Raw genomic sequence first — 14,804 nt, forward strand, 5'->3', positions numbered from 1 at the left:
TGGGGTCTCACCTGTCCCGCTGATCCCGCAGGAGTCGCCGCCTTCTGCTCCAATCAACGAACAGACGGCGATAAAAAAATCCCCTTACTAAGTAGTAGTTCAAAACAAGCGTAGTGTATTTCCGGAGCGGTATTCAGGCACTATGAATTTGCATTACGTCGCATCATGAGATAACTGTTTAATAAAAACAACAAAGGATACGAAAAGAGCCTTCCGAAACAAAACTACCCTCGAAAATTATCCATTCGAGGGCAGTACATGGTTATTGGAAATTTTCATTTTCTGCTCGTGATAGAAACACAGAAAACTGAGCGCGTGTCATGGGTAGAAAAGGTTGGAACGTATTGTCCTCATAACCTTGGGTAATGCCCGCTTCCGCTATTTGATAAATGTTTTTTTCCGCTGTGATCCCGTTAACATCCTTAAACGAACTAGTTTCTGTTGGTTCAGCTAACTCGTATGCCTTCGCTAGTAAAATAGCCATTTCTGCACGAGTGACTTTATCATTTGGACGAAAACTACCATCTGGAAAACCGGTTACTATGTTCTCTCCTACCGCTTCTTGTATATAGCCCGACGCAAAGTACTGGCTTCCTACATCTGCAAACGAAGTAGCTCGTTTTTGACCATCTAACCCTAACGCACGTCCGATCATAGCCACTGCTTGTCCTCTCGTTACGATCTGACCTGGTTTCATAGAGTATTGATCAAAACCTGTCAAAATGGATTCATTGTACAAATAAATCATATTCGGCGTAAACCACTTGCCCATTGTTAAATCTGTAAAATTTGGCTCTAGGACGTTTACATTACGAGTATACGTTTTTGTTACACCGTCACCGCCTTCTACAGAAAACTCGTACATGTATTCCCCAGCTAACACATAATCTAGGAAGCTAGTGTTTGTAGAACGTACCACTTCTTCCCCATTGCGATAGATTGTATATTCTTTTTGTCCTTCTTCCCCTATAAGAAATTCCACCTTACCGTTTGCTGTGGAAATTAAACTGACTGTTGAATCATCCTCTTGTAAATCAGTTTCTAGAGCTTGCACAAGCCCATACCCATATTCGTCATCTCGCCCAAGTCTTCCTAAGTCGAGAGTATTCTGTTGTAATAATGTACGTAATTCTTTATTTGTTGCATTAGGTATCTTTTCCATATAAAGAGCCAGCATTCCACTGACGTGAGGGGCTGCCATCGATGTTCCTGACATATAGGCATACCCATTACCCAATTCGGTAGGAACTGTACTATAAATATTTGAGCCAGGCGCCACTACTTCTAATGAAGGTCCGTACGAAGAGCTGGACATTCTTACTAGATTATCCTGAATTCCCCCGACAGCTATTACCGAATCGAATTGACCTGGGTACGCTACATCACTCCCCCCCACAACATCTCCTTTATTCCCTGAAGCCCCAACTATAAGCAAGCCAGCTTCATATGCTTTAGCAAGCCCTCTCTGTAAGGCTGTGTCTTTGCCACTTGTCGTTAAACTTAGATTGATAATGTCCATGTCATTGTCAATGGCCCAGTTAATCCCAGAAAGAATAGAAGAACTTGAGCCTTCCCCTATTTCATCTAGTACTTTAACTGCAAAGATATCCGCATCTGGTGCAACACCCTTTACCCCTATGTCGTTATCCTCCGCACCTATAATTCCTGCAACGTGTGTGCCATGACCATTATCATCATCGTAGCTGTCACAATTATTTAGGGCGCACATTCCACCCTTTACGATAAGATCCGGATGATTTGTATCTATCCCAGTATCTAGCACAGCAATCTGTACACCTTTTCCTGTCTGCCCGCCTTGTTCCATAATAGGCTGCTCAATCTTATTAAAAGACCATGATACTTGTTGAGACCCTTGTAATTGTACATCTTTATTTTCGTAGATGCCTACTATACCTTGTTCATTTACTAGGGAAGTTATCGCAGATTTCTCGACTATAATAGAAGCAAGACCTAGAGTAGGAAAGACATCTACTATCTCCACTCCATAATCTTGAAGATTCTCTTCATCTAACTTTCCTTCATACTCAAGTATAAACTCATCACTATCAGCCGCTCTTGCTAATGATCCCATCGGTTGCCACGCAAATGTACTTACGAGCAACATAAACGTCAACATTAACTTTCCTGTTGGTTGCACTACTCTCATCCTCTTTTTTTCATTTTCTTGTAAAGAAAAGAGAAACTGTTGAACAGTTTCTCTTTAGATACTTAATGGCGCTTCGGTGAAGGGGAAGCTTGGAATTCATCATAAAGGTCGCGTACATCTAGTCCTTCATATTGATAGTAATAATCAAGAATTCCAATCGCTATATACTTTGCTATACGGTCCCGTTCAGTAGAAGACATTAATTTTTCCCGGTCCTTTTCGTTATCAATAAACCCTAGCTCAAGTAGTGTAGCAGGCATAGATGTTTCTCTAATAACAGCGAACGATTTTGTTTTTACTCCACGGTCCCTTAAGTTCCATGCCTCGAGCAGGCGATACTGTATATAGGTAGAAAGTGCTTTACTCGCATTCGTTCTCTCATTTGCGGTATAGTAATACGTTTCTGTCCCTTCAGCGGATCCATTAAATGAATTAGCATGAATACTCACGAACAGATCCGCATTCAAGTTGTTAGCGAAGTCAGAACGATTAGACAAAGAAATAAATTTATCCGTGTCTCTCGTCATTTCGATATTAAAAGGCGTTTTATCCAACCACTTCTTCACCTTTAAACCGACATCTAGCACGATCTCACTCTCACTATATCCTGCAGAATTAGCCCCAGAATCATAGCCTCCATGACCGGGATCTAACACGATAGTTTTCTCTTCACTAGTACCCGGTTTCGGTTCTTCAGTTTCACCGACCTCCGTTTTGGAGAGGTAATCACGGTGGACAAACCCTTTTCTCCCGGCACTGTCTTGAACGAAGTACCAGTTGCCGATCGGGTATGCGGCTTTCACTTTGTCATTTGGAGAGAGTTGAGCAACACTCGCAAAATTGGTAGTGGGTCCCATTCTGAAATTTAGCGCTGTTGCATCTACGAAGTACTCCTCAACAAATTGTTGTCCAGGTTTTGTACGCAAATCTTGCAAAACGCTTCTGGCCAAAAAAACGGCAAAGTCTGCACGTTTAATAGATTCTTTTTCCCCGAATGTTCCATCTTCTTTCCCATCTGATATGCCTTTTTCCATTAGCACTTGAGTAGCCACTCGTAAAGAATCAGCACCGTATGCGAATGCGCGACTAAGCATAATCGCCATTTCTCCACGATTAACAGGTTGAGAGGCACGAAATGTGTTGTTCGGGTATCCAAAGATAATTCCGCGGTCAGCTGCTGCTTGAATATAGCCGGAAGCAAAATTTCCTGAACCTACATCGGAAAATTCTGTTCCGGTTCGCTCCCCACTTAACGAGAGGGCACGACCAATCATGGCGGCAGCTTCCCCACGAGTCACTACTTCGTCTGGGGCAAACTGTGTGGAGGATTTTCCGTTTACAATTTCTCCAGAATAAAGATAGTAAATTTCTGCATTCGCTCTGTGGGTATTCCCGACGTCTGTAAAAGTATTTGTTGACATTTTCGCAACGATATCATCAAAGCTCGCCATAAATGTCTGTTCACTAGTAGTTTCCTGCGTTGCCTGATCAGAGATGGTTTGTCCGCTTTGTTGTTCGTCCTGTTGCTGTTCAAATTCTTCAGCATTTGCATTTTCAACATGCTCATCTGCACTTGCAAATGAGGTAGGGACTAGTAAACTAGCAGTAAGGACACATGCCATCACCCGACGCCTCCGATGACGCATAACAGCTCCCCTTTCGACAGTTTCCTACATCATATCACAACTGATTTCTGTGAAACATCATTCCTTATATCTATTTTTGATAGTCTTTGTCATTTTTTGCAGAAGACTCATTTTTGTTCGACATTTTTTGTAAGCACATTCCATTCCATGAAGGGTTGAGTGTCGAATTCATCATCTTTTCTTCTACCCACCAAGTGGTTTCAATAGTATAATAGAGGAAACTTTTTCTATAATCATTGGAGGAATTTGATGAAGCTATTTCGCACGATGAGTATCGTCCTTATGCTCACGATTAGCGTAGGAATAATAGTCGGATCGAACCATTCCGAAGCAGTTTCGGACCCAGCATTGTTGCGGGCATTCCCTGATGGGGAGGAAAAAACGTACGTCTCATCGCAATATGTATATGAATTTAACAGTGATATTGTAGATGTAAACAATTTTGGCATTCGCTTAAATAAAGAGAAGCCGTGGAAACGGATTCCGTTAGAGGATATTCGCTTTGAGGATCAATTTCTCATCATTACTCCCGAAGATCCTTTAGAGTTTGACGAAACGTATGAGCTTACCATTCCCGCTTATTCAATTGAACTAGAAAACGGGAAATACAAACAAGAAATTGAAGATACATTTTCAACAGAAACCACTACGTTAAATACTCTTTTTTCGAAAAAAGAGTATGTGCTTCAACAATATTTAGATAAGGCTAGCACAAAGGACTTATACTTCACGACGCCAAAACGTTACATTAAAGCCATCGAAATTCAACAGAAAAGCAAAGACGATACAGCTGGACTTACGAACATCGACATCTTTGTATCTGATTCCAACGAAATCAATGATGTTCAGGTTGAGATCATTTCCAACGGAGAAGTTTTGTGGAGAAGAAATGCGAACGCCACTCGTGAAGAAGATGGAACGGTTGTCTTTTCACAAGGTTTCACGGATATGCCATCTATTTATGATGTTCGTGTAAGAGTCCTAGACCGTGATAGAAGCTTCCATGATGAAGTCACACTAAAAGTATTTGAGCCCGATGAAAAATTCAACTATATTGAAGAGTCTTTTGACTACGAGACTACTTCCCAAACATTCTCTCTTAATGAATTAATTCGGGAACCTGACTTATTCGAGCAATTTTTAGCAGAGAATTCGTTATCACGTGTGGTAGTACAAATCGGAAAAAACAAACAAAATTAAACAAAGTCCACAAATATGTGGACTTTGTTTCGAGGGCTACTTCTTTTTTGAATGGATAACAGCGGTTAGAAGGAATTTCGGAAGGACTAGTTGTCTTTTCAACCTCCAAGGTTCTCTCAAAAGTCTGTACAGCCACTCTAACCCAATTTTTTGAAAACCATCAGGGGCTCGTTTCACGTTTCCAGAGATGACATCAAAAGATCCCCCCACCCCTTGAAACACAGTCGCGTGACACTGCTTCATGTGTTGAAGTATCCATGTCTCTTGTTTAGGAGAACCCATCGCTACAAACACAATGTCAGCCTTTGATGCGTTTATCTTTTTAATGACTTTACTCTGATCCTTTTCGTAGCCATCTTGAGTCCCAACTATGCGAATAGATGGAAACCTTTCTAGAAGCGCTTTTTCTGCTTGTTCCGCAATACCAGGTTTTCCGCCAAATAAAAACACATTCTTGTTTTTCTTAGCAGCCTCTTCGCATAACCGAAGCATAAAGTCGACTCCAGTGACTCGTTCATGAACGGAACCTTTTACGAGTTTGGAAGCGATCAGAACTCCGACCCCATCTGGAATTTGGTAAGTAGCGCTGTTAATTAGTTCACGTAATGAGTCGTCTTGTTTTGCCTTCATTATTTTTTCTGGATTGACCGCGACAATAAATGTGTTTTCTTGTTGATCAATGTGACGCATACATGCTTCCGCTAATGAATCGTACGTGACTCTAGAAACGTCGACTCCTAAAATGGACTCTTTCATTATATATCCTCTTTCTTTCATCGTTTTGAGTGTATTGTACAATGAAATGTCCATTTCCGAAACAATACCTTTGTGTGAAGAGACTATTCAATCGAAAAATAAATGGAGAAAGGAGCAAATCCCTTTGAACCGAACCCCTTATTTAGTCGTCTTATTGCTCATTTTATGGGTGTTCCTCCCTGTCAGATCTTTATTTGCAGAAGAAGGGTTGGAAACATGGGACGTTAGACAAATAAAAGACAATCAAAAGGAATGGATCATCACATTCTCAAAGTCTATTCGTTCCAAAAGTACGGATGCAAAGGATATCTACATAGTAAATGACCAAGGGAAAATTCATCCAACTGAGTTACAATTTACGAATTCTTATCAAACAGCTCGAGTAGTGCCACTTGCTCCCTATGAACCTAGAAGAACCTATGAGCTCATTGTCAATTCCAGCGTTAGAGCTTCTAATTGGGACTTAATCGAAAAAGGGATTATCCAGCCTTTCCGATTATTTCAACCCTCTGAAGAGGAAAAAGCTGTGTCTTCTCCACAAGCTAATGAGCGCGATACAGCACTTGATGATGGCCCTCTCTCTAACAATGAACTAGAAAATGAAGGGGTAGATGAAGAAAAAAAAGGGTCCGACCCCGTGAGTGAAAAACCAATCCAGAGAGAAAAAAATAAGCTTCCTGACGGGGTTACAGTCACACTTTCTAGCACCTCTTACTTTGAAACGATGGAGGTTGTTGCCTTACAAGAAACAAAGCGAGTTGCCATTGACGGGAAATTCCTGCAGTATATCGGAAATAACACCTTCCGCATGTCTTCTCCAAGTTTACAAACAAAAGACATAGTTACCCTTACTTTTTATAATGTTGAAGATCAAAAGACCCACTCGTTCTCATACAAACTCCCGTAGAAAGAGGTAATCAAACGTGTGGAAGAAATCTTTAATTAGCACAGTGATCCTTTCGTTTCTCTTAATCAATGCCATACTGTGGCCGAGTATTATGTTGGATTCGTCCTCTCCTCCTGCCAAATCGCCATTACAGGAACAAAAGGGCACAAATGACAGCTTAAATGAAGACGAACCTTTAACTGTGGAAGAAGAAGACGATATTGGTGACAATGATGGGCGAGATAAACAAAATATAATTGATCAAGGAACAGGTGAAACACAAGATGAGAGCCCTTTAGAGGTACTCTCCATTGAATAGTTTGACAAAAGGAGTGGCTGACTAAAAGCCACTCCTTTATTCGTACATCCTTTTTCACACTTTGGAAAAGCTACAAGAAAAAGGAGGGCTATTCATGTTTAACAAAGTGTTTCTACTTATTATATTGCTCGTCTCCACCACCCTCCTCCCCCACCCCACCCAGGCGACTCCAATTGAAAAGCGCAACGTCATCTTCATGATTATGGACGGAACGAATCAAACGGCTACGACACTTGCTCGTTGGTACAAAGAGGAACCGCTCGTGTTGGATGAGATGGCGACTGGGCTCGTTCGGACGTATTCCAAACCGTCGATCGTGACAGATTCTGCTGCGGCGGGGACTGCACTTTCCACTGGCATGAAGACGTTTAAGGATTACGTGGGGATCGTGCCTGGTGGGGAGGCGGCAACCGGAGACGGAAAACCGGTCGCTACCATCATGGAGGCTGCCAAACTGGAGGGCTACCGAACTGGGCTTGTTGTTACAGCACCGGTACAGCATGCGACTCCGGCTACGTTCAGTTCCCATGTGATGAATCGAAACCAATTTCAAGACATCGCCAAGCAACAAGTGTATTTAGGGATGGACGTCGTCATGGGCGGTGGTGTAGAGTCACTCGTCCCAACGCAAAATTCGGAGAAAAGAAATAGTCAGGGAGCCGATAAAGAGCTCAAATCGATTCCCATGTTGCCAAAAAACACAGGACGGACAGATGGTGAAAATTTACTCGAAGTCATTCGCAATAAAGGGTATTCTCTCGTCCAAACCAAACAGGAGTTAGCACAGGTTCGTAGCGCTCACATTTGGGGTGCCTTTTCCACAGACGATATGCTATACGATTTTGACCGAATCGCGACCCACTCCGATCAGCCGAGCTTAGCGCAAATGACTGAAAAGGCATTGAATGTTTTGGAAGAGACGAGTGAAAAAGGGTTCTTTCTTCTTGTAGAAGGAAGCAAAGTGGATTGGGCTGCACATCAAAACGATCCCATTGGAATTGTAAGTGAAGTGCTCGCCTTTGACGAAGCTGTAGGTCGGGCGTTGAATTTTGCGAAGACTCATCAAAACACCGAGCTCGTTGTCGTCACAGATCATGGAAACAGTGGGCTCACTATCGGAAATGAAGAAACAAACAAAACGTATGCGACTACCAAATTCAATCAAGTCATTGATCCTTTGAAGAAAGCAACACATACGGTGGAGGGTGCCGTTAGTTTGTTAAATCAACGCCATTCAAACGTTAAAGAAGTGGCAGAGGCGTATGGTTTGGATGGCTTGAGCGACGAGGAATTCGATCAGCTGAAAACTGCTGCATACGAAGGCGATACGGCGATGAAGAATGCTCTCACCACCCTTCTTGCCAAAAGAGCTCATCTCGGCTTTACAACGCATGGACACACTGGTGAGGATGTCGTCTTATATGCGTACGGCGGGGATGGAAACTGGAGTGGTACGTGGGATAACACCGATTTACCGAAGAAGATGGCCAAACATCTCGGCGTGTCACTTGAAGGGACCACACGCGCCTTACTCGTCGATGCGAATGCATGGCTCAGCGATCATGGTTACAATACCCACTTGGCGGATACTAACGGCGAAAACATAGTTCTCGTCGCTTCAAAAAGGGGCCTCCCTACACTCCGTTTTCCGGCAAACAAAAACATCGTGCTCATTGGCGAAAATCAGGTGGAGCTACCTGGCGTTACCGTATTTATAAACGGTCGTTTTTACTTGCCAAACGAGGGGCTACCGAGACAATAAGGGCTAGAAAAGTTGATGATTGAGGTGCTGACACTCGATACTCAGCACCTCCTTACGCTTTCAATACCCCCTGTCGTTTTATGTTGATCCATGTCAATTCCTCTTCCTTTTCTACATAGAATAGGGTAAAATAGACTCACAAAGTTAAGGGGGGTGAAGTAGCAAGATTTCTAAAATTCCTTCTGAACAAATGTCTTTTCCCACCGTGTACTCCTCATGAAAAAACATCGTCACTTCCACCGGACCATTCTACATTCCAGGAGGATAACTTACTATGACCCCCTCACAAATTGAGCAAGTCATGCAGGCAATTCGTGAATTAGACAAGAACATGCAAAAGTTAGCCGCGAAAGTTGAAAAATTAGACGCCAAAGTTGAAAAGTTAGACGAAAACATGAAAAATGGTTTTAAACAAGTTAACGAACGCTTCGACAAAATTGAAAAGCGTATGGATACTCTTGAAAAGCGCATGGATACGCTTGAAAACCGCTTTGATCAATTCGAAAATCAATACAAAGAAGACATGGTCGATGTAAAAGGTCAGCTTCAAAATCAAACAGACAACACAAAATTCCTCTACAAGACGATCGGGACACACGAAATGCACCTTCAACAGGCTGGCATCATTCGGGAAACTCGCTCTACATCATCTTTAAATGAACCCAAAAAGGACTAAAAACGAGACAGTAAGAGAGGCTCCGCTACGAAAAGCGGTGCCTCTCTTTTATTATTGGTAAAAAGCTTTTATAATGGAAGGATGGAATTTGTACGGTGTTTTAGTTTTGCGAAAAACAGTGCCGGGGAGCAGGACGCTTCACGTTCGTTTTTTGTGGAATGGGAGGGGAAATTATTGAGTGAGTATACGCATCCAATGTCGCATTTATCCAACTACTTAATAGAACAGCTGAACGCCAATGATACGGAGCACGCTAAGCTCGTGCAAAAAGGGTTGTTATTGTATCGACAAGGGGTCGTTTCCCGTATGCACGTGACGAAGGACAGTGCCATTCAGGCGACCGTGCAAGATGTGACGCCGGTCCAGGTGCTTCTACAACCGTTTGCGTTCGAAGAAAGTACATGTGAATGCCCACACGAAGGGGTTTGTCGTCATCAGATGTCTGTCTTTTTTGCCGGCTATAGTCACCTTGCTTCTCCTTCTAATTGGCTTGAGGAATGGAAGGCAAAAGGGCAGTCGCGGCTGGTGGATGAGTGGTTTGCCTCAAAGAAGCAGCAGTCAGCAGTTCCTGAGCGAAAAACGTACGTTTACGAAAATTGGATTCGTCGGTTCAACCGAGAGTGGGAGTCTCATCAGTTAGATTGGAAAAACATTTCAAAGGGCGGCATGACTTGGTTCAAAAAAATAGACTGGAGTACCCCACACATGGCTGGCGAACGGCAATTGTATCGGATCGCATCCTGTTTATACTTTTTTCAAAAGAGCGCCAGTTTCCCTCAAGACGATGACCGTGATTATATAGAATACTACACGTTACAACGGCTGACAGATGCTGTCGATACGTATACTCGTGGCTTATATCAATCTCTACACAGACCTTTACTTATGTCTTTGCGTGATCATACGCGTGATTTGTTACTCCTCCATGCTACACTTTCTTTCTATGTGTACCATTTTCTGTGGAAGGATTTGTTCGACACCCTTCTTCCTTTAGACGATGAACAACAATGGGTGGAGGAGACGCTTACGGAGGATGTTGATTCCGAAGCTCTTCAATATGCAAAAGTCACACTGATCTTCCTTGGAGGAAATGCGCAACAAGCTCTCGACTCTTTAAAACAACAACAGCTAGATCTAGGTTTGCTGTTCACTTGTCTACAATCTTTTATTGAGCGCTATGGACCTGTGCAAGCCCGTCCGCTTTTGTACTGGTTCATACAGCAGTATTCTTTTGTACGGAATATCCATGAGAAAATCGCATCCATGCTTTGCGGTTTTCTCTTTGACCTCATACACGCGGAACAAGATAAACAAGATGTTGCCGTAACTGAGCAGTTTCTCATCTCCATTTACCCATTAGAAAGCAATGCGTTACTCGATTTATTCGCTTACCAAAGTAAGTGGCGTGACGCTGTAGATTTATTACGTCTGCAAAAAATTGAGAAGAACGAACTCTCAACTCACTTTTACCAAGACTTAAAACAGAAAGATCCGGAAGCTTTGTTGCCGCTTTATCATATGTGGATCGACCGCGCCATTCATGCAAAAAACCGCACTAGCTACCGGTATGCCGTTTCCTTACTGCGGGAACTCGAGAAGCTTTATGATTCCGTTCAAGAAAAGCAGCGATTTCAAACCTATTTACAGCATTTGAAATATAAGACAAAGCGGTTACGCGCTTTTCAAGAAGAGCTGACGGAAGGATTACAGCATGCTTTTTAATCAACCATACTCTGGCCGCACGAGGAGGCAATCGTCATGCTTCATGTAATGGACTATCCAATTTTAGCAGAATTAACGGAACGTAATGACGTCTTTCTTTGGTCAGAATCCGTGGATGGGCGTTTGTTTCCTACAAATGAATGGGCGCCTCTTCTTCTTCAGTGGGATCCACATTCGTTTTACGGCTCACACGTTACACCTTATAAACGCCACGGCAAAGAAGGCGTTTTTCTCCCAGCTTGGCACGCAACAGAACTGTTTGCAAACGAGTATTTTAATATGTTAGTTGACTGGAAATGGAATGAACAAGCAGAAGTCATGCTGTCCACAGCGCCTGTTCTAAAGGAAGCCATTCATTCTTTAGATTTAGCCCCTCATCAAGAGGGTGAACAGGTTATATGGCAAGTACCAGAGAGGATCTGGTCTGAGTTTCCTGATTCCCATTGGCAGCGACACTTACCCGAAACGCTTACTAAATCCGGCGGGCAAACGATTAAAGACTTTGTCACAAAATGGTATCAACAGGCTGCACAAACATGGTTAGAGAGCTATGACCGATTTAGCGCGCTACAAGAAGCCCTCTCTGATCGACCTGAAGAGCGTCGCCGTGCCATGTACTATTTTGACCGCACTCGGTTTCAACAATGGGTTGGAGAAACGGACGATCCCCTCCCCTTTACGCTCGGTCTTCGCTTAGAAGACCCAAGTCAAGATGGCGTGCCTTGGGAGCTACATACTTTCCTCCAAACCGAAACCGAGACGATCGAGTTTTCTCGAGAGTTGCCGAGCGCTTTTGCTGCCCATGAAGAGGCAGTGAAAGAAGAACTAACGCGCTGGTGTCGGGTAGCTCCTTACTTGGATAATAAAAAAGGTGGTATTGTTACGCAACTCACTGAGGATGAGGCATGGCAGTTTTTGACGTCGGAGAGTGAACTATTTCTCGCACTTGGCGTAGAAATTCTGCTTCCTTCTTGGTGGCAGCAAATTAAAGATGCACAGCTTCGCTTAAAGGCAGACGTAAAGGATCCGACAAGTGGTCGCAAATCGTTTGTCGGGCTTGATGCGATGGTACAGTTTGACTGGCGTATTGCAATGAACGGCGTGGAATTTTCTGAGGACCAATTTCGTAGCCTAGTTGAGCAAAAGCGGCGGCTTGTGAACTGGAATGGGCAGTGGGTGAAGCTTGATCCCGCGTTTATCGAACGAATTCAGGCGCTCATGAAAGAAGCCTCTGAGGAAGGAATTCATGTTCGAGATGTGGTGGAGCGCCATTTGCTCGGTGAAGAAGCGAACACAGTAGACAACGAAGAGGACATCTTGAATCAAATCGATATTCGGGTACACCACCACTTCGACCGCATGATTCGCCAGTTACAAAAGGTAGAGGCTGTTCCCGAGCTTCCTGTACCGGCTACGTTGGAGGCCACACTGCGCCCCTATCAACAACGGGGAATGAGTTGGTTATTGACACTGCGGGAATACGGATTTGGCGCATGCTTAGCAGATGATATGGGGCTGGGGAAAACGGTTCAACTCATCTCGTATTTACTCACAGTGAAAGAACATAACAAGCATGAAGGGAAACCGTCTCTCATCATCGCACCGACATCGGTCATCGGCAACTGGCAACGGGAATTAGCACGCTTCTCCCCTTCCCTTTCGTGTGGGCTTCACTACGGAACACGACGGGAAAAGGGAGAAAACTTTGGGGAATTTGCCAAAAATCACGACGTCATCATTACAACGTACGGCCTTGTACAAAATGATCAAGAAACTTTGCAATTAGTGGACTGGGATGCCGTCGTACTGGATGAAGCGCAAAACATTAAAAATGCAGAGACGAAACAATCGAGAGCGGTTCGCAACTTAAAGGGAACACACCATATTGCACTCACTGGCACACCGATTGAGAACCGCCTTATGGAATTGTGGAGCATCTTTGACTTCCTTAACCATGGCTACTTAGGCAGCAAGCGTGCCTTTGCCAATACGTTCGTTAAACCAATCGAAGGAGACAACGACGAAGAAAGGCTCGCCATGCTACGGAAACTCGTCAGTCCGTTCTTATTGCGGAGACGAAAAACGGATGAAGCGGTTAGCCTTAGTTTGCCCGAGAAGCAAGAACAGAAAGAATACGTTCAGTTAACAGCAGAACAAGCTGCTCTTTACGCACAGCTCGTAGAGGACACGATGCACACGTTACAAACCGTCAAAGGCATGCAAAGAAAAGGTCTCATACTGAAACTTCTCGGCAAATTAAAGCAATTATGCAATCACCCAGCCATCTATTTAAAAGAGAACGAAGCGGCAAATATTATCGACCGTTCTGAAAAGATCAAAAAGCTTGTGGACTACTTGGATATGATTTTAGAGGAAAAAGAGTCTTCCCTCATTTTCACGCAGTACATCGGAATGGGCAAATTGCTTCAAAGAGTGCTGTACGATCGCTACAAGCTCGAGGTCCCGTTCTTAAACGGTAGTGTACCTAAAGCAAAGCGGGATGACTGGATTGCCTCCTTCCAAGAAAATGAATTCCCTATATTTCTTCTTAGCCTAAAAGCTGGAGGAACCGGTCTGAATCTAACAGCCGCCAATCACGTATTCCACGTTGACCGTTGGTGGAACCCCGCCGTGGAAAATCAAGCAACAGACAGAGCCTACCGGATTGGCCAAAAACGATTCGTCCAGGTTCACAAATTCATTACCACCGGCACACTAGAAGAAAAAGTGGACCGCATGTTAACAGAAAAGCAAGCGCTCAACGACCAAGTGTTAGAAAAAGGAGAACATTGGGTAACCGAATTATCCGATGACGAACTACATGCACTGTTTCGACTCGACAACTAAGAAGGAGCATAGCGCTTCCTTTCTTAGTTGTTTTTTTGTGATGGACAGTTAATAAAATGGATGAGCCCGAAGCGGTTATCCTATGTTGTGGTGACCCTATTAGCGGTTGGTGGTAGGCGTCTTCATGCTGCACATTTCATTCACTTATTGTTGTAATTAGCGCCTTCCCACTCCTTTTATTCATTTCATGCATAATATTTACTTTTGTTTACTTCTCAAATTCAAGATTTTATATAGATTGGTACAAATTTACCCGTCCTCAAAAATGTGCCACGAACGGTGTAAAAAGATCCTTCTATTTCTAAAGCAAACGATGTATACACCAGGCTTGCTTCCTTCATCGTTAATTCATAACCTGACGTTGTGGTGTGGTATACTGACCAATTCCGATCTATCTCTGTAAATTCGACTCGCACATACCCGCTCACGGCATACCAATCTCCTGGAAGATAAAGTGGTTCTCCATCTTTCACATTGAACGATTGAACAAATGGGGATAGAATTTTTGCCGTTTTCAACTTTAGTAAGACAGCATCACCAAAATGGGTTTGTCTTGTTCGCCATTGATTCTGTGGCAATGTAGTCGTTTCGTTTTGAAAGAAAAAATGGGCACACATCCTTTTCGACATCCCCTCACCTCCTTATGTCATATGTCTTTATACCTAATAAAGACCATTTCTACATAATAATCCATAGTCCTCCTTACTTTTACAATTTTTTCACTTTAGAATGAAAAAAGTCGAATTGTGGAAGAGGCAATTTGCACGGTGCAGGTTTGAAACTCAACAAAAAAGAAGGCCGACAGAGGAAGTGGTGTCGGCAA

Annotated in this window: 11 protein-coding genes; 7 read left to right on the forward strand and 4 right to left on the reverse strand. The window is 43.3% G+C overall.

Annotated elements, in window-relative coordinates:
- Nucleotides 1–262: 262 nt before the first annotated feature.
- Both HHK01_RS13625 and HHK01_RS13630 read right to left on the reverse strand, forming a co-directional pair.
- Nucleotides 263–2,158: a S8 family peptidase gene (locus HHK01_RS13625; protein WP_170008288.1), complete on the reverse strand. Its 1,896-nt coding sequence runs from the start codon at nucleotides 2,156–2,158 to the stop codon at nucleotides 263–265.
- A gap of 71 nt (nucleotides 2,159–2,229) precedes the next feature.
- Complete coding sequence (locus tag HHK01_RS13630) at nucleotides 2,230–3,789, reverse strand: N-acetylmuramoyl-L-alanine amidase (RefSeq protein ID WP_170008289.1); 1,560 nt, start codon at nucleotides 3,787–3,789, stop codon at nucleotides 2,230–2,232.
- 273 nt (nucleotides 3,790–4,062) lie between these two features.
- On the opposite strand from HHK01_RS13630, the gene HHK01_RS13635 reads away from it, so the two are divergent.
- Nucleotides 4,063–5,013 carry a hypothetical protein gene (locus tag HHK01_RS13635; RefSeq protein ID WP_170008290.1) on the forward strand — a complete coding sequence of 317 codons (951 nt, stop codon included), beginning with the start codon at nucleotides 4,063–4,065 and terminating at the stop codon, nucleotides 5,011–5,013.
- A 36-nt stretch (nucleotides 5,014–5,049) separates the two neighbouring features.
- On the opposite strand, the gene HHK01_RS13640 is transcribed toward HHK01_RS13635, so the two are convergent.
- Nucleotides 5,050–5,769 carry a WecB/TagA/CpsF family glycosyltransferase gene (locus HHK01_RS13640; protein WP_170008291.1) on the reverse strand — a complete coding sequence of 240 codons (720 nt, stop codon included), beginning with the start codon at nucleotides 5,767–5,769 and terminating at the stop codon, nucleotides 5,050–5,052.
- 124 nt (nucleotides 5,770–5,893) lie between these two features.
- Here HHK01_RS13640 and HHK01_RS13645 point away from each other — a divergent pair, with 124 nt between their 5' ends.
- The 6 genes from HHK01_RS13645 (at nucleotide 5,894) to HHK01_RS13670 (ending at nucleotide 13,981) form a co-directional block, all read left to right on the forward strand.
- On the forward strand, nucleotides 5,894–6,676 hold the full coding sequence (locus tag HHK01_RS13645) for a hypothetical protein (protein ID WP_170008292.1): 783 nt from the start codon (nucleotides 5,894–5,896) through the stop codon (nucleotides 6,674–6,676).
- A 16-nt stretch (nucleotides 6,677–6,692) separates the two neighbouring features.
- Complete coding sequence (locus HHK01_RS13650) at nucleotides 6,693–6,974, forward strand: hypothetical protein (RefSeq protein ID WP_170008293.1); 282 nt, start codon at nucleotides 6,693–6,695, stop codon at nucleotides 6,972–6,974.
- Between the two features lie 94 nt (nucleotides 6,975–7,068).
- Nucleotides 7,069–8,736, forward strand: a complete 1,668-nt coding sequence (locus HHK01_RS13655; protein WP_170008294.1) for an alkaline phosphatase — start codon at nucleotides 7,069–7,071, stop codon at nucleotides 8,734–8,736.
- Nucleotides 8,737–9,010: 274 nt separating this feature from the next.
- On the forward strand, nucleotides 9,011–9,412 hold the full coding sequence (locus tag HHK01_RS13660) for a coiled-coil domain-containing protein (RefSeq protein WP_170008295.1): 402 nt from the start codon (nucleotides 9,011–9,013) through the stop codon (nucleotides 9,410–9,412).
- Nucleotides 9,413–9,586: 174 nt separating this feature from the next.
- Complete coding sequence (locus HHK01_RS13665; protein ID WP_170008296.1) at nucleotides 9,587–11,134, forward strand: hypothetical protein; 1,548 nt, start codon at nucleotides 9,587–9,589, stop codon at nucleotides 11,132–11,134.
- A gap of 36 nt (nucleotides 11,135–11,170) precedes the next feature.
- Nucleotides 11,171–13,981, forward strand: coding sequence for a DEAD/DEAH box helicase (locus tag HHK01_RS13670; protein ID WP_228027583.1), 2,811 nt, complete (start codon nucleotides 11,171–11,173; stop codon nucleotides 13,979–13,981).
- Nucleotides 13,982–14,202: 221 nt separating this feature from the next.
- Here the strand turns inward: HHK01_RS13670 and HHK01_RS13675 are convergent, their stop codons facing one another.
- A complete protein-coding gene (locus HHK01_RS13675) occupies nucleotides 14,203–14,610 on the reverse strand; it encodes a hypothetical protein (RefSeq protein WP_170008297.1) in 408 nt (135 codons plus the stop codon).
- Nucleotides 14,611–14,804: the final 194 nt, after the last annotated feature.

Origin of the sequence: Bacillus fonticola, from assembly GCF_012955605.1 — a bacterium.
Lineage (GTDB): Bacteria > Bacillota > Bacilli > Bacillales > JC228 > Bacillus_CG > Bacillus_CG fonticola.

Coding starts and splice junctions, on each gene's coding strand:
- HHK01_RS13635 (WP_170008290.1), top strand. CDS start 4,063: ATGAAGCTATTTCGCACGATGAGTATCGTCCTTATGCTCACGATTAGC.
- HHK01_RS13675 (WP_170008297.1), bottom strand. CDS start 14,610: ATGTCGAAAAGGATGTGTGCCCATTTTTTCTTTCAAAACGAAACGACT.
- HHK01_RS13670 (WP_228027583.1), top strand. CDS start 11,171: ATGCTTCATGTAATGGACTATCCAATTTTAGCAGAATTAACGGAACGT.
- HHK01_RS13640 (WP_170008291.1), bottom strand. CDS start 5,769: ATGAAAGAGTCCATTTTAGGAGTCGACGTTTCTAGAGTCACGTACGAT.
- HHK01_RS13660 (WP_170008295.1), top strand. CDS start 9,011: ATGACCCCCTCACAAATTGAGCAAGTCATGCAGGCAATTCGTGAATTA.
- HHK01_RS13655 (WP_170008294.1), top strand. CDS start 7,069: ATGTTTAACAAAGTGTTTCTACTTATTATATTGCTCGTCTCCACCACC.
- HHK01_RS13630 (WP_170008289.1), bottom strand. CDS start 3,789: ATGGCATGTGTCCTTACTGCTAGTTTACTAGTCCCTACCTCATTTGCA.